A 19,620-nucleotide genomic window follows, 5' to 3' on the forward strand; every position below is an offset into this window, starting at 1 on the left:
TTCAGGTCACCGCTTTGCGGGCCAGGAACTGCGGTTGGTTCCACTCCCCGCTGACGAGGATCTCCCGCAGTGCGCTGACGCAGTCCCAGATGTCCTCATAGCGGTTGTACAGCGGGGCAAAACCGAAGCGCAGGAGGTCCGGCGCGCGGAAGTCGCCGACGATGCCCCGGGCGATCAGGGCCTGCATCACCGGGTAGGCCTGGGGGTGGCTCAGCGACACCTGGCTGCCGCGCTGCTCGGCGTCGCGCGGGGTGTGCAACTGCACGCCCAGCCCGGCCAGTTGCTCGTCACAGAGGCGGATGAACAGCTCGGACAAGGCCAGGCTCTTGCTGCGCAAGGCCTGCAGGTCGACGCCGTCGAACACTTCCAGCGCCGCTTCCAGGGCCAGCACACCCAGCTGTGGCGCGGTGCCCACCAGCATCCGGTCGAGGCTCGGGTGCGGCTGGTAGTCATGGCTGAAATCAAAGGGGCTGGCGTGCCCGTGCCAACCGGTTAGTGGCTGGCGCACCTGGGGGATATGCCGCTCGGCGACAAACACAAAGGCCGGCGCGCCGGGGCCGCCATTGAGGTACTTGTAGCCGCAGCCCACGGCGAAATCCGCGCCGGCCGCGTTCAGCTCCACCGGCATGGCACCGGCCGAGTGGCACAGGTCCCAGACCACCAGCACGCCCAGCTCATGGGCCCGCGCGGTGATCGCCGCCATGTCGTAGCGGCGGCCGGTCTTGTAGTTGACGTGAGTCAGGGACAGGATCGCCACCTCGTCGCTGAGGGCGTCGAGGATCTGCTCCGGGTCAACGCACTGCAGCCGGCAGCCGGTCAGTTCCGCGACGCCCTGGGCGATGTACACGTCGGTGGGAAAGTTGCCGTTTTCCGCCAGGATCACCCGGCGCGACGGCTGCATGCGCAAGGCCGCCACCAGCACCTTGAACAGGTTGATCGAGGTGGAGTCGGCGACGATCACCTCATGCCCCTTCGCCCCGATCAATCGGGCAATGCGCGCCCCGGTGCGCTGTGGCGCCGGGTACCAGTCGGCGTCGTTCCAGGAGTTGATCAGGCCCTGGGCCCACTCCACCTTGAGCACCTGCTCCAGGCGCGCCGGCACATGGGCCGGCATGGCCCCCAGGGAGTTGCCGTCGAGGTAGATCTTGTGTTGCGGCAAGGTAAAACGCTGGCGACAGAAAGCCAGCGGGTCGGACTGATCCAACGGCTGGATCTGCTCCCGGGTACAGGGCGCTAAATGGCTCATGACGATCCCTCGGTGTCGATGGTTGGGGCGCCGGGGCCGCAGCAAAGGCCGCCAGCGAGTCCGGATGCTAGCCAGGGTCGTCATTACTGGATAATAGAAAAGGCGGCCCTTTATATTCCCGCTGGTAATACCCAACCCCGCTCACCGCCAGCCCTCCATCGGGGGCCGCTTCCTAGCGCCGTCAGCCAGAACAGCGCGGGCTCAAAAACCCTGTCGACGACCGATTGCAGCTTTTATTTGCGAAGGCTATTTCAAGTTGGTACGTCATATGCAAACGTTTGCGAGTTGCATTTTTGTGGGTGTTCGCCACCGCCCCAGGCGAGAACGGACATCAGGGACTTCACACCGCACGAACAGGGACTTTCCATGCACGACCGCTTCCCCCGTCACGGCCAATGGGCTGTTTCCCTCGGGCTGGCCGGCGTTACGGGTCTACTCAGCCACGCCGCGCTGGCCCAATCGCCCGCGCCGGACGAGTCCGCCCAGGGCGAACGCCTGAGCGCCGAGGTCCAACCGGCGAAACAGGGCGCCTACCTCTCCGACTGGTACAACCAGGACCTGATGCTGATCGGCAGCAAGGACATCAGCTTCGGCCCGCGCCCGGCGGACGACGTCTACCTGGAGTACGAATACTTCGGGCGCAAGGGCCCCTTCGAGCTGTACGGCTACATCGACCTGCCGAAGATCCTCGATATCGGCAACAGCCATGACCAGGGCATCTGGGACCACGGCTCGCCGCTGTTCATGGAGCACGAACCGCGGATCTCCATCGACTACCTGGCCGGCCGCAGCCTGGCCATCGGCCCGTTCAAGGAGTGGTATGTGGCCTTCGACTGGATCTACGACCACGGCAGCCGCACCGCCAACCGCGCCAACACCCTGTACAGCGGCCTGGGCACCGACATCGACACCCATTCGCGGGTCAGCCTCTCGGCCAACTTCTACGGCCGCTACCAGTGGGAAAACTACGGCGCCAGCAACGAATATTCCTGGGACGGCTACCGCGCCCAGCTGAAATACATCGTGCCCATCGACACCTTCAGCAACGGCGCCTCGCTGACCTACATCGGTTTCACCAACTTCGATTTCGGCTCCGACCTGCACCAGGACAACCCGGCGCGCACCGCCAATGCCACGGTGGCCACCAACGTGCTGCTCTATTCCTTCACCCACCTGCGCTTCACCCTGGTGGGCCGCTACTTTCACAACGGCGGCAACTGGGAGGACGGCAGCGTGCTGAATTTCGGCGATGGCGAGTTCCGCGCCCGCTCCAACGGCTGGGGTTATTACGCGGGGGTCGGTTATCAGTTCTAGAAGCAGCGGCAAGCGCCGTCTGTTTGTAGCTTGAGGCTTGTAGCTTGATGCTTGATATTTCTGAAGATGAAGGAGGTTGTATGCGTGGGATTAAAACCGTTTCGTGGGGACTGGGCTTGAGTGTTGCGCTCGCCAGTGGTGCCTGGGCCGGCGAGGCGCCGATCAGGCCCAAGGTGGTGCTGATCAGCATGTTCGCGCCGGAGGCGCAGCACTGGATCGAGCGCCTGGAGCTCAAGCGCGAGGTCCGTGTGCCGGGGCTGGCGGCGGAGTATCCGATCATTCGTTGCAACGACCGGGAGGTGTGCCTGTTGACCACCGGCATGGGCCAGGCCAATGCCGCGGCCTCGACCCTGGCGCTGGCCCTGTCGCCGAAGTTCGACCTGCGCAAAAGCTATTTCCTGATTGCCGGGATCGCCGGCATCAGCCCGCACCAGGGCACCATCGGCACCGCGGCCTGGGCCCATTACCTGGTGGAGTTCGGCACCCAGTGGGAAATCGACTCCCGGGATGCGCCCCAGGGCTGGCCCACCGGCTACCTGGGGATCAACACCAAGGGCCCGGCTGAAAAACCGCCCCTGGACTACAAGACCGAGGTCTTTGAGCTGAACCCGAAACTGCAAGCCAAGGCCTTCGCCCTGAGCCGCAACGTGCCCCTCAGCGAGAGCAAGGAATCGGCGGCCTGGCGCCTGAAATACCCCAAGGCCCCGGCTAACCAGCCGCCGGTGGTGACCCGCTGTGACACCCTGGCCGGCAACACCTGGTTTTCCGGCACCCGCCTCAGCGAACGGGCCGAGGTCTGGACCCGCCTGCTGACCGACAACAAAGGCACCTACTGCACCACCCAGCAGGAAGACAACTCCACCTACGAAGCCTTGCTGCGGGCCAGCCGCGAGGGCCTGGTGGACATCCAGCGCCTGGCGGTGCTGCGCGCCGGCTCCGACTTCGACCGCCCGGCGCCGGGGGCCAGTGAAGTCGACAACCTGCTCAAGTACGCCGACCAGGGCGGTTTTGTCCCGGCCCTGGAAAACCTCTACCGGGCCGGCAATCCGCTGGTGCAGGACATCCTCAGCAACTGGTCGGCCTGGGAAACAGGCGTGCCCGACGCCTGATCCCTCCTACGGGGACGATGGTGGCCCTGTTCAGGGGATGAGGATGATTTTTTCGCCACGCCCCTGGTTCACTTCGGCGTAGCGCTCCTGGCCTTGTTCCAGGGGCGATTCGACCAAGCCTTCCGGCAGCGGCAGCAGGCCTTCATCGAAGTAGCGGCCGAATTGCTCCAGCATCGCCGCGCACTGCGCCACGCCGTACAGCAGCGAGTTGATGCCCACCACCGAACCGCCCTTGCGGTACAGGGCCAGGGCCGGCAGTTGCACCAGGCCGTCGGCCGGCGCGGCGATGATGGCGATGCGGCCAAAGGTGGCCAGGGCCGGCACCGAGGCCGGCAGCCAGAAACCGGTGGTGTCGAAGATCACTTCCGCGCCGCCGGGGTGCACCTCGCCCACCTGGGCCGCCAGGGTTTGCGGCTGTTGCAGGTGCAGGGTCGGATAGCCCTGGGCCTCCAGCGCCTGCACCTGCTCCACTCGCCGCGCCGCCGCCAGCACCCGGGCCCCGCGCACCTTGGCCAGGGCCAGGGCCGCCGTGGCCACCGCGCCGCCGCCGATCACCAGCAGCCGCGTACCGGCCGTCACGCCGCTGCGTTCCAGGGCATCCCAGGCGGTGGTGTACGGCACCCCGAGGCTCGCGGCCTGGGCAAAGCTCAGGTGCCGTGGCTTGCGGGCCACGCCCTGGGCGGACAGCACCACGTACTGGGCATGGCTGCCGTCGGCGAAAAAACCCAGCTCCTTGCCGGTGCCCCAGACCTCCTGGCCGATCAGCTCGGCCGGCCCCTGCTCCACCACCCCGGCGAAATCCCGCCCGGGAATCCGCGGCAGCGTGGTGTAGGGAAAGCGTCCGAGCACGTTCTTCACGTCACTGGGGTTGAGGCCCGCGGCCTGGATGCGCACCCGTACCTGGCCGGCACCCGGCACCGGGGTGGGAAGGTCCACCACGTGCAGGGCGGCGAGGTCGCCGGTAGCGGAAAATTGCAGTGCTTTCATCGTCGGTTCCATGCGTCAGGAATAAAGAAAAACGCTCGTTCAAGACCACCAGTTGCCGAGCAACTGCCGCCCCAGGGGCCACAACTGCTCACCGCCAAGCATGCCCAGCAGGCCCACCAGGGCAATCGCCGGCGGCGCCGGGGAACGCACCTGCAAGGCGCCGTAAAGCAGGCCGACCAACAGGCCGGCGGCCAGGGACATCAGGTAGTTCATGCTGCACTCCAGAGGCGTGGCGGCTCATGCCGGGGGTGAGGTGGCGTGTGCGGCACAGTCTAGGTGGCGGGCGCCAGCGGCATCGGCCAAGTGCTTCAGGATTTCGGCCAAGAGCGGCTACACCTGGCTGGCGTACTGGGAAGGCGCGACGCCCAGTTCGCGGCGGAACATGTCGCTGAAGCTGCTGGGGGAATAGCCCAGCTCGCGGGCAATGCGGCTCACCGGTACACCCTGGATCAGTTCCGCGGCAGCGGTGGCCAATTGCACCTGGCGCCGCCATTCGGCAAAGCCCAGGCCCAACTGTTCCTTGAACAGCCGCGCCAGGGTGCGCACGCTGGCCCCCGCCGCGTCGGCGTGCTGTTCAAAGGAAATAGCCAGGGACGGTGCCGCCATCACCGCCTGGCACAGGCTGCTCAAGCGCCGGTCGGAAGCGTCCGGCAGGGCAATCTTCAGCTGCGAGCGGCGGGCCCGTTGCAGCTCCAGCAGGGCCAGCGCGACCAGGGCCTCGTAGTATTCCGGCTGCGGCGGGTCGAGCTCCACCAGGCGCACGATCAACTCCCGCAGCAGGTTGTCCACCTGCAGCACCTGGACGCTGGGGTCCAGGGTCGCCGCCAAAGAGGGGCGCAGGTAGATATTGCGCATCTGCAGGTCGCTGACCACGCGAATCCCGTGGCTGACCCCCGGTGGCAGCCAGACCGCGCGCTGCGGCGGCACGACCAGGGCCTCGGCGGGCGTCTCGACCCACATCACCCCGCTCATGGCATAGAGCAACTGGCCCCAGGCGTGGTCATGCGGCTCGATGAACAAACCGCGCGGATAGGTGCGGGCCAGGGGTTGCACCGGGATCGCGGGGTCGCTCAGATCGGGAGGGGTGGCCAGGGCCATGACAAGCTCGCTACGGGTCGGCGGGGGCCCATGGTAACCAGCGGCCGCAGCGCCCGCCAGACGCCGCAAAGCGCCCCGGGAGCAGGCACTTTTCAGGGGCCCGGCAGCAAGGACCGTTGGCGCCAGAGTCGGACAATCAAAGTGAATTTTTTCTTGCCCGCAGGATCACTCAAGGATCACAGGGAGGAAGAACGGCTCTATGAACAACGCAAAACTCTTCGTCATCGAATACACCCTCCACGGCGCGCCCAAGTCCTTCATCATCCGCCAGGACAAGATGGACAACGCCGAGGCCTGGCACTGGGCCAGTTGCGATGCCGGTGTCGGACGCATCGGCCGCTTCGGCCGCGAACGGGTGAAGAAAACCAGCAAGCCCATAGCCGAGAAGTTCGGCATCGAGAACGTCACCTGGCGCCCTTCGGTCTAGGCGCCGCCGATGCGGGTGGGGCCCTGCGGCTCCACCCGCCCTACCCGCTTCAGCCGTGGGCGCCCTTGGCGCATTTGCAGCCTTCGGTGGAGGCACAAGGCTCACCATGGGCGTGGTGATCGGCGCACGCCTGACAGCAGTAGTGCTTACCGTGACGGACAATCGGATGGGCTCCAAGCTTGCAGGTGCAAGCCGGACAGGCACAGGTTTCATTGGACATGGCTGGATTCCTCTTGAACGGCCTTCTGATGAGACTCGATCAGCGCAGCGCCTGGAACAGCGGCGCCCAGCGCCGGGGTCGAGTACTTGAAAAGGTTAGGCCAATCCGCTGCCCTTACCCGGCCACAAGCGACTAAAGTGGTTCAGCCAGCGCCAGCGCGGACGGACGGACACCAGAGCCGCTGAGACCGCTGTCGCGACCTGATCAAAACCACTCAAGGTCCTTCGCCGCCATGACCATGCTCTACGACGAACGCCTCGACGGCGCCCTGCCCAAGGTCGACCGCCAAGCCCTGATCCAGGCCCTGCGCCAACAGCTTCCGGAGCTGGAGCTGCTGGACCAGGAGCAGCAGCTCAAGCCCTACGAGTGCGATGGCCTCAGCGCCTACCGCAGCACGCCGATGCTGGTGGCCCTGCCCCGGCACCTGGACCAGGTGCAGCGCATCCTGCAGATCTGCCATGCGCGCCGCGTGCCGGTGGTGGCCCGGGGCGCCGGCACCGGCCTGTCCGGCGGCGCCCTGCCCCTGGAGAAAGGCCTGCTGCTGGTGATGACGCGCTTCAAGGACATCCTGCAGATCGACCCCGCCGCGCGTTGTGCCAGGCTCCAGCCCGGGGTGCGCAACCTGGCCATCTCCGAGGCCGCCGCGCCCTTCGGCCTGTACTACGCCCCCGACCCGTCTTCGCAGATCGCCTGTTCGATTGGCGGCAACGTCGCGGAAAACGCCGGCGGCGTGCACTGCCTGAAATACGGCCTGACCGTGCACAACCTGCTCAAGGTCCAGATGCTCAGCGTCGAGGGCCAGCCCCTGACCCTGGGCAGCGAGGCCCTGGATTCGCCGGGCTTCGACCTGCTGGCGCTGTTCACCGGTTCCGAAGGCCTGCTGGGGGTGATCACCGAGGTCACGGTCAAGCTGCTGCCCAAGCCGCAGATCGCCAAGGTGCTGCTGGCGGCCTTCGATTCGGTGGAAGCCGCCGGCCGCGCCGTGGCCGACATCATTGCCGCGGGGATCATCCCTGGCGGCCTGGAGATGATGGACAACCTGGCGATCCGCGCCGCCGAGGACTTCATCCACGCCGGCTACCCGGTGGACGCCGAGGCGATCCTGCTGTGCGAACTGGACGGCGTGGAAGCCGATGTCCACGACGACTGCGAGCGGGTGCGCCAGGTGCTGCAGCGTGCTGGCGCCAGCGAGGTGCGCCTGGCCCGCGACGAAGCCGAGCGCGTGCGTTTCTGGGCCGGGCGCAAGAACGCCTTCCCGGCGGTGGGGCGCCTGGCGCCGGACTACTACTGCATGGACGGCACCATTCCCCGGCGCCAGCTGCCGGGGGTGCTGCGGGGCATCGCCCGCCTGGCCGAGGAGCACCAACTGCGGGTGGCCAATGTGTTCCATGCCGGCGACGGCAACATGCACCCGCTGATCCTGTTCGACGCCAACCAGCCCGGCGAGCTGCAACGGGCCGAGGCCCTGGGCGGCAAGATCCTCGAACTGTGCGTGGCGGTGGGCGGCAGCATCACCGGCGAACACGGCGTGGGCCGGGAAAAAATCAACCAGATGTGCGCCCAGTTCAACCACCACGAACTGAACCTGTTCCACGCCATCAAGGCGGCCTTCGACCCCAGCGGCCTGCTCAACCCCGGGAAGAACATCCCGACCCTGCAACGCTGCGCGGAATTTGGCGCCATGCACATCCATCACGGGCAACTGCCCTTCCCCGAACTGGAGCGGTTCTGATGAGCACGGACAGCGATTTCGACGCCGCCGAGGCGTTGCTCGAACAGGTGCGCGACGCCCTGCAGAGCCATACCCCGCTGCGCATCCAGGGTTCCAACAGCAAGGCTTTTCTCGGCCGCGAGTGCGCCGGGGAAATCCTCGATACCCGCAGCCATCGCGGCATCGTCAGCTATGACCCCACGGAGCTGGTGATCAGCGCCCGGGCCGGCACCCCGCTCAGTGAGTTGCACGCCACCCTGGACGCCGCCGGGCAGAGGCTGCCCTGCGAGCCGCCGTCCTTCGGTGCCGGCGCGACCCTGGGCGGCATGCTCGCCAGCGGCCTGTCCGGGCCGCGTCGGCCCTGGGCCGGCGCGGTGCGGGATTTCGTCCTCGGCACCCGGATCATCAGCGGCGGCGGCCAGCACCTGCGCTTTGGCGGCGAGGTGATGAAGAACGTCGCCGGGTATGACCTGTCGCGGCTGATGGCCGGCAGCTACGGCTGCCTGGGGCTGATCACCGAAGTCTCGCTGAAGGTCCTGCCCAAGCCCCGGCAATGCCTGAGCCTGAGCCTGGAAATGGACCGCCAGCGCGCCCTCGCGCAACTGGCCGAATGGGGCCAGCAGCCCTTGCCGATCAGCGCGGCCTGCCATGACGGCGAGCGCCTGCACCTGCGCCTGGAAGGCGGCGAAGGTTCAGTGGCGGCGGCCCATGAGCGCCTGGGCGGCGAGCCTCTGGACTCGGGCTACTGGAGCCAGCTCAATGAACAGCAGCTGGACTTCTTCAACCCCGGCCTGCCGCTGTGGCGCCTGTCGCTGCCGCACAACACGCCGCTGCTGGCACTGCCCGGCGAACAACTGCTGGACTGGGGCGGCGCCCAGCGCTGGCTGAAGACCGACGCCACGGCCGCCGAGATCCGCGCCGTCGTCGGTGTCGTCGGCGGCCACGCCAGCTGCTACAGCCACGGCCTGCAAGACAGCCCGTTCCAGCCCCTGGCGCCGGCCCTGCTGCACTACCACCAACGGCTCAAGGCGCAGCTGGACCCGCAAGGGATCTTCAACCCCGGCCGACTCTACGCGGAGCTCTAGACCATGCAGACCACCCTCAGCCCCGAGGCCCGGCAACTGCCCCGGGCCGCCGAAGCCGAGCGCATCCTGCGCAGTTGCGTGCATTGCGGCTTCTGCAACGCCACCTGCCCCACCTACCAGTTGCTGGGCGACGAACTGGACGGCCCGCGAGGGCGCATCTACCTGATCAAGCAGGTGCTCGAAGGCGCCCCGGCCACTGCGCAGACACAAGTGCACCTGGACCGCTGCCTGGCGTGCCGCAACTGCGAAACCACCTGCCCGTCCGGGGTCGACTACCACAACCTGCTGGACATCGGTCGCGCCGTGGTCGATGCCGCCCTGCCCCGGCCCGCCGGCCAGCAGCTGCTGCGCCGCGGGCTGCGGGTCCTCTGCGCCAACCCGCAGCTGTTCAAGGCCCTGATCAACAGCGGCAGCCGCCTGCGTCCGCTGCTGCCCCAGGCGGTGCAGGACAAGCTGCCGCGCCAGCTGCCCACGGCCAAGCCGCGCCCCACCCCGCGCCATTCGCGGCGCGTGCTGTTGCTCGAAGGTTGCGTGCAGCCGGGGTTGTCGCCCAACACCAATGCCGCCACGGCGCGGGTCCTGGATCGCCTGGGCATCAGCGTGCAGCCGGTCAGCGCGGCCGCTTGCTGCGGCGCCGTGGACTATCACCTGGGCGCCCAGGCCGCTGGCCTGGAGCGTGCCCGACGCAACATCGACGCCTGGTGGCCGCACCTGCAACAGGGCGCCGAGGCGATCATCCAGACCGCCAGCGGCTGCGGCGCCTTCATCAAGGAGTACCAGCAGCTGCTGGCCCACGACCCGGCCTACCGCGACAAGGCCCGGCAGGTCAGCGCCCTGGCCCGGGACCTGGTGGAGGTGCTGCACAACGAACCCGTGGAACAGCTCGGCGCCCACAGCGAACAGCGGCTGGCCTTCCACTGCCCCTGTACCCTGCAGCACGCGCAAAAGCTCGGCGGCGCCGTGGAAAGCCTGCTGCAACGCCTGGGCTTCACCCTCACCGCCGTGCCCGACAGCCACCTGTGCTGCGGCTCGGCGGGCACCTATTCGCTGACCCAGCCGCAGCTCGCGCGGCAGTTGCGGGACGACAAGCTGCGGGCCCTGGAAAGCGGCCGGCCGGACCTTATCGTCACCGCCAATATCGGCTGCCAGACCCACCTCGACGGCGCCGGCCGGACCCCGGTCCGCCACTGGATCGAAGTGCTGGACTAAGCGCCAAGCGGCAAGCTTCAAGCTTGTGGCTTGTGGCTTGCGGCTTGCGGCTTGCGGCTTATGGCTTATGGCTTGCAGCTTCGATACATGAACAGCAGCGCCAGGGCCAGGCACAGCATCGCCAGCAGACGGCTGGAGGACAGCTCGATGGCCGGGTTGCCGAACCAGCCGAAGTTGTCGATCAGCATGCCCATGCCCAACTGCCCGAGAATCACTGCCACCGTGGCCACCGCGGTGCCCACCCGCGGCACCGCGCCGACCATCACCAGCATGTAGACCACGCCGAACAGCGCGCCAGTCAGTTGCCATTTCGGCGCCTGCAACAGGCTCATGGCCTGAGGGGGCTGGAAAAACACAATCAGCAGCCCGGTGATCAAGGCGCCCACGGCAAAGGTCAGCAGGCTGCTGCGCAGCACCCCGACGCGCTCCCCCAGGCGGCCATTGATCGCCGCCTGCACACTCAGCAGCGCACCGGCGGCCACCACCACGACCAGCAATAGAATCAGTTTCATCTTCAACCTCGGGCCATCAGGATCAGCGCGACGACAATCAGCGCCAGGGCCAGCCCGCGCTCGACATTGAGCGGTTTGCGGGCACTGCCGAACCAGCCGAAATGGTCGATCAGCACACTTTTGCCGACCTGTCCGGAGAGGATCGCGATCATGGTCATGGCAATGCCGATATGCGGCGTGGCCAGGGTCAGCACCACCACGTAGATCGGCCCCAGCACCCCGCCGAGCAGCTGCCAGCGCGGCAACTGGCTCAGGGCTGGCCCCGGTTGCGGACCGCTAAACAACAGCATCAGCAACAGCAGCGCCGCGCCCACGCCGAAGATGCTCAGGGTGGCCCACAAGTGCCCGACCTGGGCGCCCAGCGGGCCGAGCAAGCCGGCCTCCACCGACAGGCCCATGCCGGCCAGGATCACCAGCGGCAACAACATCAGGCGCTGCCAGCCGGCAGCGGGCACGGCGCCCGCCATCGGCTTCGGCAGCGGTGTATCTAAAGCTTCAGAGGACATGCGACACCTGCTCGACATCAAGGAATGGCCGGCATTATCGATTGCACGAGCTTTGCGATAAATGCCAGCATGCCGACAACTCTTTTGCGCAAAACGCACAGCAGGATTCCCCCATGCAAGGCTTCAACGACCTCGGTTTCAAGGCCCTGCGCCTGTTCATCGCGGTGCTCGACCAGGGCAGTTTCTCGGCCGTGGCGCGCCGCGAGGGGCTGGCGCCCTCGTCCATCTCGCGGCAGATCCAGCTGATGGAACAGGCCCTGGGCCAGCAGTTGCTCTACCGCCACACCCGCGCCGTGAGCCCCACCGAGGCCGGGCGCCTGCTGGGCCATCATGCGCGGCGGGTGCTGGCGCAGTGGGAAGAAGCCGAACAGGCGCTGCAGGAACAGCAGGACGAACCGGCCGGGCTGGTGCGGATCAACGCCCCGGTGGTGTTCGGCCAGCGTCACCTGTCGCCCTGGCTTGGCGAACTGCTGGGTCGCTACCCCAAGCTGCAACTGGACATCCAGCAGACCGACAACTACATCGACCCCTTGCAGGACGGCACCGACCTGCTGTTTCGCATCGGCACCCTGGAAGACTCCTCGATGCAAGCGCGCCTGCTGGCCCCGCAGCGCTACCGGGTGGCGGCCAGCCCGGCCTACCTGGCCCGGCATGGCACACCGCGACACCCGGAGCAGCTGCACCAGCACCAGTGCCTGGCCTACAAGGGCGAGACCGGCCAGCAGCGCTGGTTCTTCCGCCGGGGCCGGGAAGACTGGACGCCCTACAGCGTCAAGGGCCCGCTGACCGGCAACCACGCCGACACCCTGACCCAGGCCGCCGAACAGGGCCTGGGGCTGGTGATGTTTCCTTCCTGGCTGATTGGCGAAGCCCTGCACCAGGGCCGTCTGGTGGTGCTGTTCGAAGGCTTCGAGGTGGCCACCAGCCTCGAACCGCAACAGATCGCTGCCCTGTGGCCCGGCAGCCGACGGCTGTCAGTGAAAGTGCGCACCGTGATCGACTTCTTCGTCGAGAAATTCGGCCCCGAGCCTTACTGGGATCGCTAGCGCGATCAGCTGCAAGCTGCAAGCTGCAAGCTGCAAGCTGCAAGCGCAAAGCATGGCGCGGATGGCTTGAGCTTGCAGCTTGCCGCTAGAAGCTTGCCGCTGTTTCCAACAGAAGCCAGGCATTGGCCGCGCTGATGATGGCGAACAGGCTCCAGGCGAGGATCCGGGTCGGCCAGCGGTTGACGAATTCGCCCATCAGGCGCCGGTCGTTGGTCATGCGAATCAGCGGGTACAGGGCGAACGGCAACTGCAGGCTGAGCACCACCTGGCTCAGCACCAGCAACTGGCCCACGGCGCCGTCGCCCAGCAACCAGACGCCGATGAACGCCGGGATCAGCGCCAGCCCGCGGGTGATCAGACGCCGTTGCCAGCAGGGAATCCGCAGGTTCAGGTAACCCTCCATGATCACCTGCCCGGCAATAGTGCCGGTGAAGGTCGAGCTCTGCCCCGAGGCCAGCAGCGCCACGCCGAACAGCACGCTGGCCAGGGCCCCGCCCACCAGCGGGTCGAGCAGGTGGTAGGCGTCCTGGATCTCCACCACGTCGCTGTGGCCGGTGTTGTGGAAGGCCGCGGCGGCGAGGATCAGGATCGCCGCGTTCACCAGCAGCGCCAGGGCCAGGGAGCCGATGGTGTCGATCCGCGCCAGCTTGATGGCGTCGGCGCGGCTGGCCCGGTCCTGGCCGATCAGCCGGGTCTGCACGATGGAGGTGTGCAGGTACAGGTTGTGCGGCATCACCGTGGCCCCGAGGATGCCGATGGCCAGGTACAGCGGCGCGGCCTGGCTGATGGCCGAGAGCGACGGGGTGAAACCCCGGGCCACGTCCGGCCAGTGGGGTTTGATCAGCAGCAGCTCAATGAAGAAACACACGCCGATGGTCGCCACCAGCGCCAGCATGATCGCCTCCAGCCGGCGAAAGCCACGGTTCTGCAAGGCCAGCACCAGCAAGGTGTCGAAGGCGGTGATGACAATCCCGGTGCTCAGGGATACCCCCAGCAACAGGTGGAACGCCAGGGCGCAGCCCAGCACTTCGGCCAGGTCGGTGGCAATGATCGACACCTCGGCCGCCAGCCATTGGGCCCGGGCCGAACGGCGGCTGTAGCGCTCCCGGCACAGCTGCGCCAGATCGCGCCCCGTGGCAATGCCCAGGCGCGAGCACAGGCATTGCACCGCCATGCCGGCCAGGCTCGCCAGCAGCACCACGAACAGCAGGTTGTAGCCATAGCGCGAGCCGGCCTCGATGGCCGTGGCCCAGTTGCCCGGGTCCATGTAGCCGATGGAGATCAGCAGCCCGGGGCCGGCAAAGCGCAGCAGGCGCTTGAACAACGAGGCACGGGGATCGACGGATACGGAACCCGCCACTTCCGGCGGACAAAAGGGCGCTGTGGCGATTTTCGGCAGGCTGAATTTCACGGGGATTTCCACGACGGATTGGAGCAAGGGCCCAGCTTAGAGGTTTCAGCGCGGGCACCCAAGCCTGAATCTTGACCTTGAAGGCGCGTATGCTGCTGCCATTCCAGACCCAGTCGACGCCTGCAGCAGGCATCGACTTCCTACCCGAGGCGGCCCCCGTGAACAGCCCTGCGACAACGCCACAACCCGATAGCCAGCCGCCCTTCCTGCAACCCGGCGACCGGGTCCTGCTGTTCGATGGGGTGTGCAAGCTGTGCAATGCCTCGGTGCAATTCGTGATCCGCCACGACCGCCAGCGGCGAATCAAGCTGGCGTCGATGCAATCACCCCAGGGCCAGGCCCTGCTGAAGTGGTTCGGCCAGCCCACCGAACGGTTCGACACGGTGCTGCTGATCGAGGACCAGGGCCTGTCCCAGCGTTCCGAGGCCTTTATCCGCCTGATGGCACAACTGCCCGCGCCCTGGCGCTGGCTGCGCCTGCTGCGCTGGATCCCGCGGCCACTGCGGGACTGGGCCTATGACCGCATCGCCGGCAACCGCTACCGCTGGTTCGGCCGCCATGAGGTGTGCCTGCTGCCGAGCCCCGAGCATCGCGGACGCTTTCTCGACGACCCGTCCTGAGCCCCGGCTCAAGCGCCCGTCAGCCGGGCTGGCGGCGGAAGAACAGGCTGACCTGCCCCAGCTCGAAGCCGAACTTGGTCATGTAGGAACGATTGGCCAGGGTGTTTTCATCCAACAGGTACATCCAGTCGTCGAAGTGCACCTGGTAGGTCTTGCCGTCCACCGGCAGGTTGAGCACGTAGCGCCAGCGCAGGGCATTGCCGGACACCTCGCCCAGGGCCTCGCCGACCACGTCGTCGGCGGTGCCGCGCCACAGCCCGGGCCCGGTGGGGACCAGGGTCCAGACCCGGGTCTGGCGGGTGCCGTCGCTGTAGGTGAAGTCCTCGTGCATGATGAATTTCTCGCCCTCGCTGCGGCTGTCGATCTGCACGTGGAAGCGTTTGATCACCTCGCCGGAGCGTTTCTGAAACAGCCCCCAGGCCTCGACCCGGCCGCTGAAGAACTGCCGCAGCTCCAGCGCGGGCTGCTGTTCACGGTAGTGCTTGACGTCGGTATCGCTGCAAGCGACCAGCCCCAGGCACAGCACCAGCAGGCAATGCTTCAACATGGCAAATCTCCTGTGCCGCGGCCGCTATTGGCCCAGCAGTTGTGCGCGCAGCTGCGGATTGCGCGTGCGCGGGTCGAGCCAGATGGCAAAAAACGCGCGGGCGAAGGCCGGGTCGTCCACCCTGTACGGCAAGCGCTGGTCGACAAAGAACGCCACCCCGCGGCCGGGCAGGAACACCCCGGTGATGCGCTGGCCCGGTTCGACATCGACGAAGGCGCGCTGCATCTGCGCCTGCCAGTCCTTGAGTTGCGCCGGGCTGACCGCAGTGCCGGACAAGCGCTGGATCTCGTCGAGGCTGGTCTGCACCAGCTCGTCGCGGCGGATCCTGCGCTTGTAGGTCAGTTCCAGGGCGAAGGGGCTGTCGTCCGTCAGCGGCAACGCCCTGCCCCAGAGCCGCGCGTGGTAGACCTTGAAGCCGAACCAGCTGAACTCGCCGCTGCCCAGCAGCCGGGCCTCGGGCAGCGATGCCTGCCAGCCGGCGCTGGCCGTGGCGCTGAGCAGCACCAGCAGCCACAGCCAGCGCGTCAACGAAACACGCCCGGTGCGGTTCATTCAGGAACGCCTGGGCAGCAATTGGAGAAACTCCTGGCGGGTGCTGCTGGAGCTGAACAGCGCACCGTTGACCCACTCGTCGAGGCGGGTGTCGTAGCCGTGACACAGATAGCGCAAGGCCTTTGAGGCCCGCTGCGGGGTGTCCCGCAGGCCCTCGCGTGACGGGTCTTCACCCAGGCCCTGGAGAATGCCGTGAAAGTGCCGGGAGAGAGGATCGTGCATGGCGCATGGATTCCGAAAGACTGGCGGGTCGGGCAATTCCTTGCACGTGCCAAGGAAAAAAGGGCCCCGAGGTGGTCGACTGCCTAACTGACCCAGCCCCGGTTCCACCCGGGCCTGACCTCGGAGCCGCAAAAGCGTGGAGCGCGACAACCTGCCCCTGAAAGGGCTGAGCAGGCATCAGCACATCCCACCCTTAAAAACCTATACGACAATTTAATTTTTGTACAATTTTTATCGATAAAAAACGCCTTAGACGCCTAAATACTTGTACAAAACCGCATTTAATCGATTCAAAACCTTTTCGCTGTACAAGAAAGCCGACGCTGCGCTTCACGCCCGACCGCTTTCCTGGCAGCAGATACGCGCCAAATGCCTCGCTGGATGCTAGCGTGGCGCACCGTTCATCCGCTGAGTGCACGCATGCTGCTGTTAAAACTGCTGACGGTTCCCGGATTCCTCTGGTTGATCTCCCTGGCGAGCAGGCGCTGGGGACCGAATGTCGCCGGCTGGCTGGCGGGGTTTCCAGTGGTGGTGGGGCCGATCCTGCTGTTTCTCGCCCTGGAGCAAGGCCAGGCGTTCGCCACCCACGCGGCGCTGGCCGCCCTGTCGGCGGTGCTGGCGATGATTGCCTTCAGCGTCGCCTACACCCATGCCGCGCAGCGCCTTGCCTGGCCCGCGGCCCTGGCGATCGCGACGCTGGTCTGGGCCGTGCTGGCCAGTGCCATCGCCCAGGTCCCAGCCTCCCTGGGCTTTTCCATGCTCTGCGCCGCCAGCGCCCTGCTCCTGGCGCCGCGCCTGTTTCCCCGGGTCGGCGACCTGGCCGCCGCCCCCGCGCCACGTTCCGACAAACTGCCGTACCGGATGCTCGCCGGGGCTTCACTGACCCTGGCCGTGACCCTGCTGGCCAGCACCGTCGGCGAACGCTGGAGCGGCATGCTCGCGGTGTTCCCGGTGCTTGGCAGCGTGCTGGCGGTGTTCTCCCACCAGAGCCACGGCGTGGCCTTTACCACCGTGCTATTGCGCTCGTTGACCACCGGCCTGTATTCCTTTGCGGCGTTCTGCCTGGTACTGGCCCTGGCCCTGCCCACGCTGGGAATGCTCGCCTTCGGATTGGCGGTGGCGGTGTCGATGCTGGTGCTGGGCTTGAGCAAGCGCCTGTTGGCGCGAAACACCCTCGGCGCCGCCGCTGGGCAGCGTCCTTGAAGCGTCGATAAACGGGCGCGCGCGCCCGGCATTCAGTGGCGAACGCCGGGCCTGGGCACGCCTGCATGACGGATTTTCAGACAGGTGGAAGAGCGTGATGAGCACACTCCAGGTTGCATGGGCCCTACGAACCTATTCGGAGCAGGTTGAGCGGCATGACCACGACTATCACCAGATCGTGCTGCCGCAATCAGGCGCCATGGAGATAGAGGTCGATGGCCGTGGCGGCCGAGTCGACTGGAGCCAGGGCGTGATCATTCCGGCAGGTACCGCGCATGCCTTTTGCGCCAGCGCCGCCAACCGCTTCCTGGTGCTGGATCTGCCGCTCGCCTCGACCGGCACCGACCAGAGCGAAGCAGAAAGCATCAAGCGGCTTCAGCAACAACGCTTCTTCGCGGTCAGGCCGCCGATTCGTCACCTGCTTGACTACGCCACGCACAGCGAGGCCTTGCTGAGCCGTTCGTCAGAGGTGGCACAATCCTGGAGTACCTTGCTGATTGCGTCCCTGCTCCAGCCCTCGGGCCATGCACCTGAGCACGGGCCACTCACCCTGGCCAGGGCCCTGACCCATATCGAAAACAATCTGGGTACGCATCTGACCGCCGCGCAAATAGCCCGGGTTTCAGGCACCAGCGAACGACGCTTGTACACACTGTTCGAGCAGCACCTGAAAACCACGCCTTTTGCCCATGTCACGCGTCTGCGCCTGGACCTGGCCATGGACCTGCTGCGCGACACTCGACTGTCGATCGCGGACATTGCCCAGCGTGCGGGTTACGCCGACCAGAGCGCCTTGAATCACGCGCTGAAAAAGAACCGCAACCTGACACCGGCAGCGGTCCGAAGGGGCGCCAGCACGTCCTGAAAACGTGCAGCCTGGAACACGTATTCGGCAGCCCACGCCAATACCCGGGCCAGCGCCTTTTCTATCATCCGCGCTTCGAAACGCGGATCAGGCGGGCCTCATGACACAACCAGCAACCTCGACCCAAGCAGCCACGCCCCACAGGCCTGCCGCCTGGGCAACCGCCATGGGGGTCATTGCGGTTTTTCTGTGGTCCTGCCTGGCCTTGCTCACCACCCTGACGTCAGGCATTCCGCCCTTTGAGCTGCTGGCATTGAGCTTTAGCGTGGCATTCCTCGCCAGCCTGCTCATTCTCGGGCTGCGAGGCACCGCCGGCTTCCATGGCTGGCGCCAACCGTGGAAGGTCTGGGCCACGGGGTTTCTGGGAATCTTTGCCTATCATGCGCTGTACTTCTTTGCCCTCAAGGCCGCGCCCCCGGCCGAGGCCAGCCTGATTGCCTACCTCTGGCCCCTACTGATGGTTTTGCTGGCCAGTGTCACGGGTGGTCAGCAACTGCGCCCACGACAACTGCTGGGAGCGCTCCTGGGGCTCGCCGGCACGGCGTTCATCATGCAGCAACGCTCACAGTCAGGCGTGGCCAGCATGCCGATCGCCGGCTATGCGGCCGCCTTGCTCTGTGCCTTGGTCTGGTCGGGTTACTCGGTGATCAATCGACGCTTCAGCAACGTCCCCAGCAGCATCATCGGGGCAATCTGCGGCCTGGTGGCCGTGGCCGGATTGCTCTGTCACCTGGCCTTCGAAACCACGGTTCAGCCCGATGCCGGGCAATGGCTGGCGATCATCGGCCTCGGGCTGGGCCCGGTAGGCCTGGCGTTCTTTGCATGGGACCACGCCACCAAACACGGCAACCTGGCGAGCCTCGGCGCGCTGTCCTATCTCGCCCCGCTGTTTTCCACCCTGCTGCTGATCGTCGCCGGTCAGGTCCACGCCAAGCCGATCCTGCTGGTGCCCGCGGTCCTCATCATCGCCGGGGCAGTGATTGCCACCTCAGGCCGGCGCCCCCCAGGCGCCTGATGCGCGGCACCGGAAGCGGCCAGCCGAAACGGCCATCCGAAGTACCACGGCTGCCACGCAAAAAACTTTCTGGAGCCGGCCATAACGGGCATGGGATGATGCGCCCCCCTGATCCCATGCCCGGAGATTGTGCATGTCATCCTTCGCTAGAAAAGCCCTGGTCCTGGTGTTCGCCGCGGTGGCGGGCTTCGGTGCGCTGAACGCGCTCGCGGCCGGCAAATCCACGGCCAAGCAGGCGCCCGGGGAAAAGGTCTCGATGCTCGACGGCAAGCTGAGCTTTACCCTGCCCAAGGGCTTCAGCGCCTCGGCCCTGCCGGCCGGCAGCGAGGCCGACGGCACCGCGGGCGCCAGCGGCACCCTGTATTCCAACGCCACCACCCGCACCGTGGTCATCGCCGCGCAGAATCGCATTCCCAATGGCGCCCAGGTCAAGGACAACGACAGTGCCTTTCTCGACGCCGCGGTCAGTGGTTTTCTCTCGCAACAGGCCGCCGCCCTGCCGGACTTCAGCAAGCAGAGCGAAAAGAGCATGACCCTCAAGGGCCTCGGCGTGCGGCAGATCGACAGCACCGCCACCCAGGGCGGCGGCCAGACCCTGAACTCGACCCTGATCGCCGGTTCCGGCTCGCGCATGGCGGTGGTCCAGGTGATTTCCCGGGCCGCCGACAAGACCGGGCATGCGGCGCTGATGAAGCAGATCCTCGGTCAGTAAAAC

General features: G+C 66.6%; 22 protein-coding genes and 1 pseudogene. 12 read left to right on the top strand and 11 right to left on the bottom strand.

What is annotated here, in order from left to right:
• Position 1: 1 nt before the first annotated feature.
• Positions 2-1,246, bottom strand: a complete 1,245-nt coding sequence (gene kynU, locus LXM55_RS28935) for a kynureninase (RefSeq protein WP_233323544.1) — start codon at positions 1,244-1,246, stop codon at positions 2-4.
• Positions 1,247-1,612: 366 nt separating this feature from the next.
• On the opposite strand from kynU, the gene LXM55_RS28940 reads away from it, so the two are divergent.
• Entirely contained in the window at positions 1,613-2,560 is a 948-nt protein-coding gene (locus LXM55_RS28940; protein ID WP_233323545.1) for a nucleoside-specific channel-forming protein Tsx, read from the top strand.
• An 80-nt stretch (positions 2,561-2,640) separates the two neighbouring features.
• A complete protein-coding gene (locus LXM55_RS28945) occupies positions 2,641-3,669 on the top strand; it encodes a purine-nucleoside phosphorylase (protein ID WP_233323546.1) in 1,029 nt (342 codons plus the stop codon).
• A 30-nt stretch (positions 3,670-3,699) separates the two neighbouring features.
• Here LXM55_RS28945 and LXM55_RS28950 read toward each other — a convergent pair whose 3' ends face one another.
• The 3 genes from LXM55_RS28950 to LXM55_RS28960 form a co-directional block, all read right to left on the bottom strand.
• Entirely contained in the window at positions 3,700-4,656 is a 957-nt protein-coding gene (locus tag LXM55_RS28950; RefSeq protein WP_233323547.1) for a quinone oxidoreductase family protein, read from the bottom strand.
• Positions 4,657-4,695: 39 nt separating this feature from the next.
• A complete protein-coding gene (locus LXM55_RS28955) occupies positions 4,696-4,869 on the bottom strand; it encodes a DUF1427 family protein (protein WP_233323548.1) in 174 nt (57 codons plus the stop codon).
• Between the two features lie 117 nt (positions 4,870-4,986).
• Entirely contained in the window at positions 4,987-5,754 is a 768-nt protein-coding gene (locus tag LXM55_RS28960; protein WP_233323549.1) for an AraC family transcriptional regulator, read from the bottom strand.
• A gap of 199 nt (positions 5,755-5,953) precedes the next feature.
• Between LXM55_RS28960 and LXM55_RS28965 the strand changes: the two genes are divergently transcribed.
• On the top strand, positions 5,954-6,181 hold the full coding sequence (locus tag LXM55_RS28965) for a DUF6555 family protein (RefSeq protein WP_233323550.1): 228 nt from the start codon (positions 5,954-5,956) through the stop codon (positions 6,179-6,181).
• A 49-nt stretch (positions 6,182-6,230) separates the two neighbouring features.
• On the opposite strand, the gene LXM55_RS28970 is transcribed toward LXM55_RS28965, so the two are convergent.
• Positions 6,231-6,401, bottom strand: a complete 171-nt coding sequence (locus tag LXM55_RS28970; RefSeq protein WP_233323551.1) for a metallothionein — start codon at positions 6,399-6,401, stop codon at positions 6,231-6,233.
• Positions 6,402-6,633: 232 nt separating this feature from the next.
• Between LXM55_RS28970 and glcD the strand changes: the two genes are divergently transcribed.
• From glcD to glcF, 3 genes are read left to right on the top strand one after another with little or no spacing between them, the layout of a single operon-like run.
• A complete protein-coding gene (gene glcD, locus LXM55_RS28975; protein ID WP_233323552.1) occupies positions 6,634-8,133 on the top strand; it encodes a glycolate oxidase subunit GlcD in 1,500 nt (499 codons plus the stop codon).
• Positions 8,133-9,197, top strand: coding sequence for a glycolate oxidase subunit GlcE (gene glcE / locus LXM55_RS28980; protein ID WP_233323553.1), 1,065 nt, complete (start codon positions 8,133-8,135; stop codon positions 9,195-9,197). The genes glcD and glcE overlap by 1 nt, the downstream gene beginning before the upstream one ends.
• 3 nt (positions 9,198-9,200) lie before the next feature.
• A complete protein-coding gene (gene glcF / locus LXM55_RS28985; protein ID WP_233323554.1) occupies positions 9,201-10,406 on the top strand; it encodes a glycolate oxidase subunit GlcF in 1,206 nt (401 codons plus the stop codon).
• A 65-nt stretch (positions 10,407-10,471) separates the two neighbouring features.
• Here the strand turns inward: glcF and LXM55_RS28990 are convergent, their stop codons facing one another.
• Both LXM55_RS28990 and LXM55_RS28995 read right to left on the bottom strand, forming a co-directional pair.
• On the bottom strand, positions 10,472-10,918 hold the full coding sequence (locus tag LXM55_RS28990) for a DMT family transporter (protein ID WP_233323555.1): 447 nt from the start codon (positions 10,916-10,918) through the stop codon (positions 10,472-10,474).
• A gap of 2 nt (positions 10,919-10,920) precedes the next feature.
• Positions 10,921-11,385, bottom strand: a complete 465-nt coding sequence (locus LXM55_RS28995) for a DMT family transporter (protein ID WP_233323646.1) — start codon at positions 11,383-11,385, stop codon at positions 10,921-10,923.
• A gap of 152 nt (positions 11,386-11,537) precedes the next feature.
• Here LXM55_RS28995 and LXM55_RS29000 point away from each other — a divergent pair, with 152 nt between their 5' ends.
• Positions 11,538-12,470 (top strand): LysR family transcriptional regulator, encoded by a 933-nt coding sequence (locus LXM55_RS29000; protein ID WP_233323556.1) that lies wholly within the window; start codon positions 11,538-11,540, stop codon positions 12,468-12,470.
• Between the two features lie 85 nt (positions 12,471-12,555).
• On the opposite strand, the gene LXM55_RS29005 is transcribed toward LXM55_RS29000, so the two are convergent.
• On the bottom strand, positions 12,556-13,881 hold the full coding sequence (locus LXM55_RS29005; RefSeq protein WP_233323557.1) for an Nramp family divalent metal transporter: 1,326 nt from the start codon (positions 13,879-13,881) through the stop codon (positions 12,556-12,558).
• 158 nt (positions 13,882-14,039) lie between these two features.
• On the opposite strand from LXM55_RS29005, the gene LXM55_RS29010 reads away from it, so the two are divergent.
• Complete coding sequence (locus tag LXM55_RS29010; protein WP_233323647.1) at positions 14,040-14,501, top strand: thiol-disulfide oxidoreductase DCC family protein; 462 nt, start codon at positions 14,040-14,042, stop codon at positions 14,499-14,501.
• Between the two features lie 19 nt (positions 14,502-14,520).
• On the opposite strand, the gene LXM55_RS29015 is transcribed toward LXM55_RS29010, so the two are convergent.
• The 3 genes and pseudogenes from LXM55_RS29015 to LXM55_RS29025 all read right to left on the bottom strand — a co-directional run.
• A complete protein-coding gene (locus tag LXM55_RS29015; protein WP_233323558.1) occupies positions 14,521-15,048 on the bottom strand; it encodes a DUF3833 domain-containing protein in 528 nt (175 codons plus the stop codon).
• A 24-nt stretch (positions 15,049-15,072) separates the two neighbouring features.
• A complete protein-coding gene (locus LXM55_RS29020) occupies positions 15,073-15,600 on the bottom strand; it encodes a chalcone isomerase family protein (RefSeq protein WP_233323559.1) in 528 nt (175 codons plus the stop codon).
• A 42-nt stretch (positions 15,601-15,642) separates the two neighbouring features.
• Positions 15,643-15,822, bottom strand: a pseudogene (locus LXM55_RS29025) (GTP cyclohydrolase I); the annotation flags it as partial.
• Between the two features lie 420 nt (positions 15,823-16,242).
• Between LXM55_RS29025 and LXM55_RS29030 the strand changes: the two are divergent.
• The 4 genes from LXM55_RS29030 to LXM55_RS29045 all read left to right on the top strand — a co-directional run bounded on the left by LXM55_RS29030 (position 16,243) and on the right by LXM55_RS29045 (position 19,617).
• Positions 16,243-17,025, top strand: coding sequence for a hypothetical protein (locus LXM55_RS29030; RefSeq protein WP_233323560.1), 783 nt, complete (start codon positions 16,243-16,245; stop codon positions 17,023-17,025).
• Positions 17,026-17,122: 97 nt separating this feature from the next.
• Positions 17,123-17,890, top strand: coding sequence for a helix-turn-helix domain-containing protein (locus LXM55_RS29035; RefSeq protein WP_233323561.1), 768 nt, complete (start codon positions 17,123-17,125; stop codon positions 17,888-17,890).
• 100 nt (positions 17,891-17,990) lie between these two features.
• Entirely contained in the window at positions 17,991-18,905 is a 915-nt protein-coding gene (gene yddG / locus LXM55_RS29040) for an aromatic amino acid exporter YddG (protein ID WP_233323562.1), read from the top strand.
• Positions 18,906-19,038: 133 nt separating this feature from the next.
• Positions 19,039-19,617 carry a hypothetical protein gene (locus LXM55_RS29045; protein WP_233323563.1) on the top strand — a complete coding sequence of 193 codons (579 nt, stop codon included), beginning with the start codon at positions 19,039-19,041 and terminating at the stop codon, positions 19,615-19,617.
• Positions 19,618-19,620 lie beyond the last annotated feature (3 nt).

The organism is Pseudomonas sp. Au-Pse12 (genome assembly GCF_021341665.1).
Taxonomy (GTDB): Bacteria; Pseudomonadota; Gammaproteobacteria; order Pseudomonadales; family Pseudomonadaceae; genus Aquipseudomonas.

Excerpts from the sequence above, each read along its gene's own strand:
- kynU (WP_233323544.1), bottom strand. The coding sequence starts at position 1,246 with ATGAGCCATTTAGCGCCCTGTACCCGGGAGCAGATCCAGCCGTTGGAT.
- LXM55_RS28940 (WP_233323545.1), top strand. The coding sequence starts at position 1,613 with ATGCACGACCGCTTCCCCCGTCACGGCCAATGGGCTGTTTCCCTCGGG.
- LXM55_RS28945 (WP_233323546.1), top strand. The coding sequence starts at position 2,641 with ATGCGTGGGATTAAAACCGTTTCGTGGGGACTGGGCTTGAGTGTTGCG.
- LXM55_RS28950 (WP_233323547.1), bottom strand. The coding sequence starts at position 4,656 with ATGAAAGCACTGCAATTTTCCGCTACCGGCGACCTCGCCGCCCTGCAC.
- LXM55_RS28955 (WP_233323548.1), bottom strand. The coding sequence starts at position 4,869 with ATGAACTACCTGATGTCCCTGGCCGCCGGCCTGTTGGTCGGCCTGCTT.
- LXM55_RS28960 (WP_233323549.1), bottom strand. The coding sequence starts at position 5,754 with ATGGCCCTGGCCACCCCTCCCGATCTGAGCGACCCCGCGATCCCGGTG.
- LXM55_RS28965 (WP_233323550.1), top strand. The coding sequence starts at position 5,954 with ATGAACAACGCAAAACTCTTCGTCATCGAATACACCCTCCACGGCGCG.
- LXM55_RS28970 (WP_233323551.1), bottom strand. The coding sequence starts at position 6,401 with ATGTCCAATGAAACCTGTGCCTGTCCGGCTTGCACCTGCAAGCTTGGA.
- glcD (WP_233323552.1), top strand. The coding sequence starts at position 6,634 with ATGACCATGCTCTACGACGAACGCCTCGACGGCGCCCTGCCCAAGGTC.
- glcE (WP_233323553.1), top strand. The coding sequence starts at position 8,133 with ATGAGCACGGACAGCGATTTCGACGCCGCCGAGGCGTTGCTCGAACAG.
- glcF (WP_233323554.1), top strand. The coding sequence starts at position 9,201 with ATGCAGACCACCCTCAGCCCCGAGGCCCGGCAACTGCCCCGGGCCGCC.
- LXM55_RS28990 (WP_233323555.1), bottom strand. The coding sequence starts at position 10,918 with ATGAAACTGATTCTATTGCTGGTCGTGGTGGTGGCCGCCGGTGCGCTG.
- LXM55_RS28995 (WP_233323646.1), bottom strand. The coding sequence starts at position 11,385 with ATGGCGGGCGCCGTGCCCGCTGCCGGCTGGCAGCGCCTGATGTTGTTG.
- LXM55_RS29000 (WP_233323556.1), top strand. The coding sequence starts at position 11,538 with ATGCAAGGCTTCAACGACCTCGGTTTCAAGGCCCTGCGCCTGTTCATC.
- LXM55_RS29015 (WP_233323558.1), bottom strand. The coding sequence starts at position 15,048 with ATGTTGAAGCATTGCCTGCTGGTGCTGTGCCTGGGGCTGGTCGCTTGC.
- LXM55_RS29020 (WP_233323559.1), bottom strand. The coding sequence starts at position 15,600 with ATGAACCGCACCGGGCGTGTTTCGTTGACGCGCTGGCTGTGGCTGCTG.
- LXM55_RS29030 (WP_233323560.1), top strand. The coding sequence starts at position 16,243 with ATGCTGCTGTTAAAACTGCTGACGGTTCCCGGATTCCTCTGGTTGATC.
- LXM55_RS29035 (WP_233323561.1), top strand. The coding sequence starts at position 17,123 with ATGAGCACACTCCAGGTTGCATGGGCCCTACGAACCTATTCGGAGCAG.
- yddG (WP_233323562.1), top strand. The coding sequence starts at position 17,991 with ATGACACAACCAGCAACCTCGACCCAAGCAGCCACGCCCCACAGGCCT.
- LXM55_RS29045 (WP_233323563.1), top strand. The coding sequence starts at position 19,039 with ATGTCATCCTTCGCTAGAAAAGCCCTGGTCCTGGTGTTCGCCGCGGTG.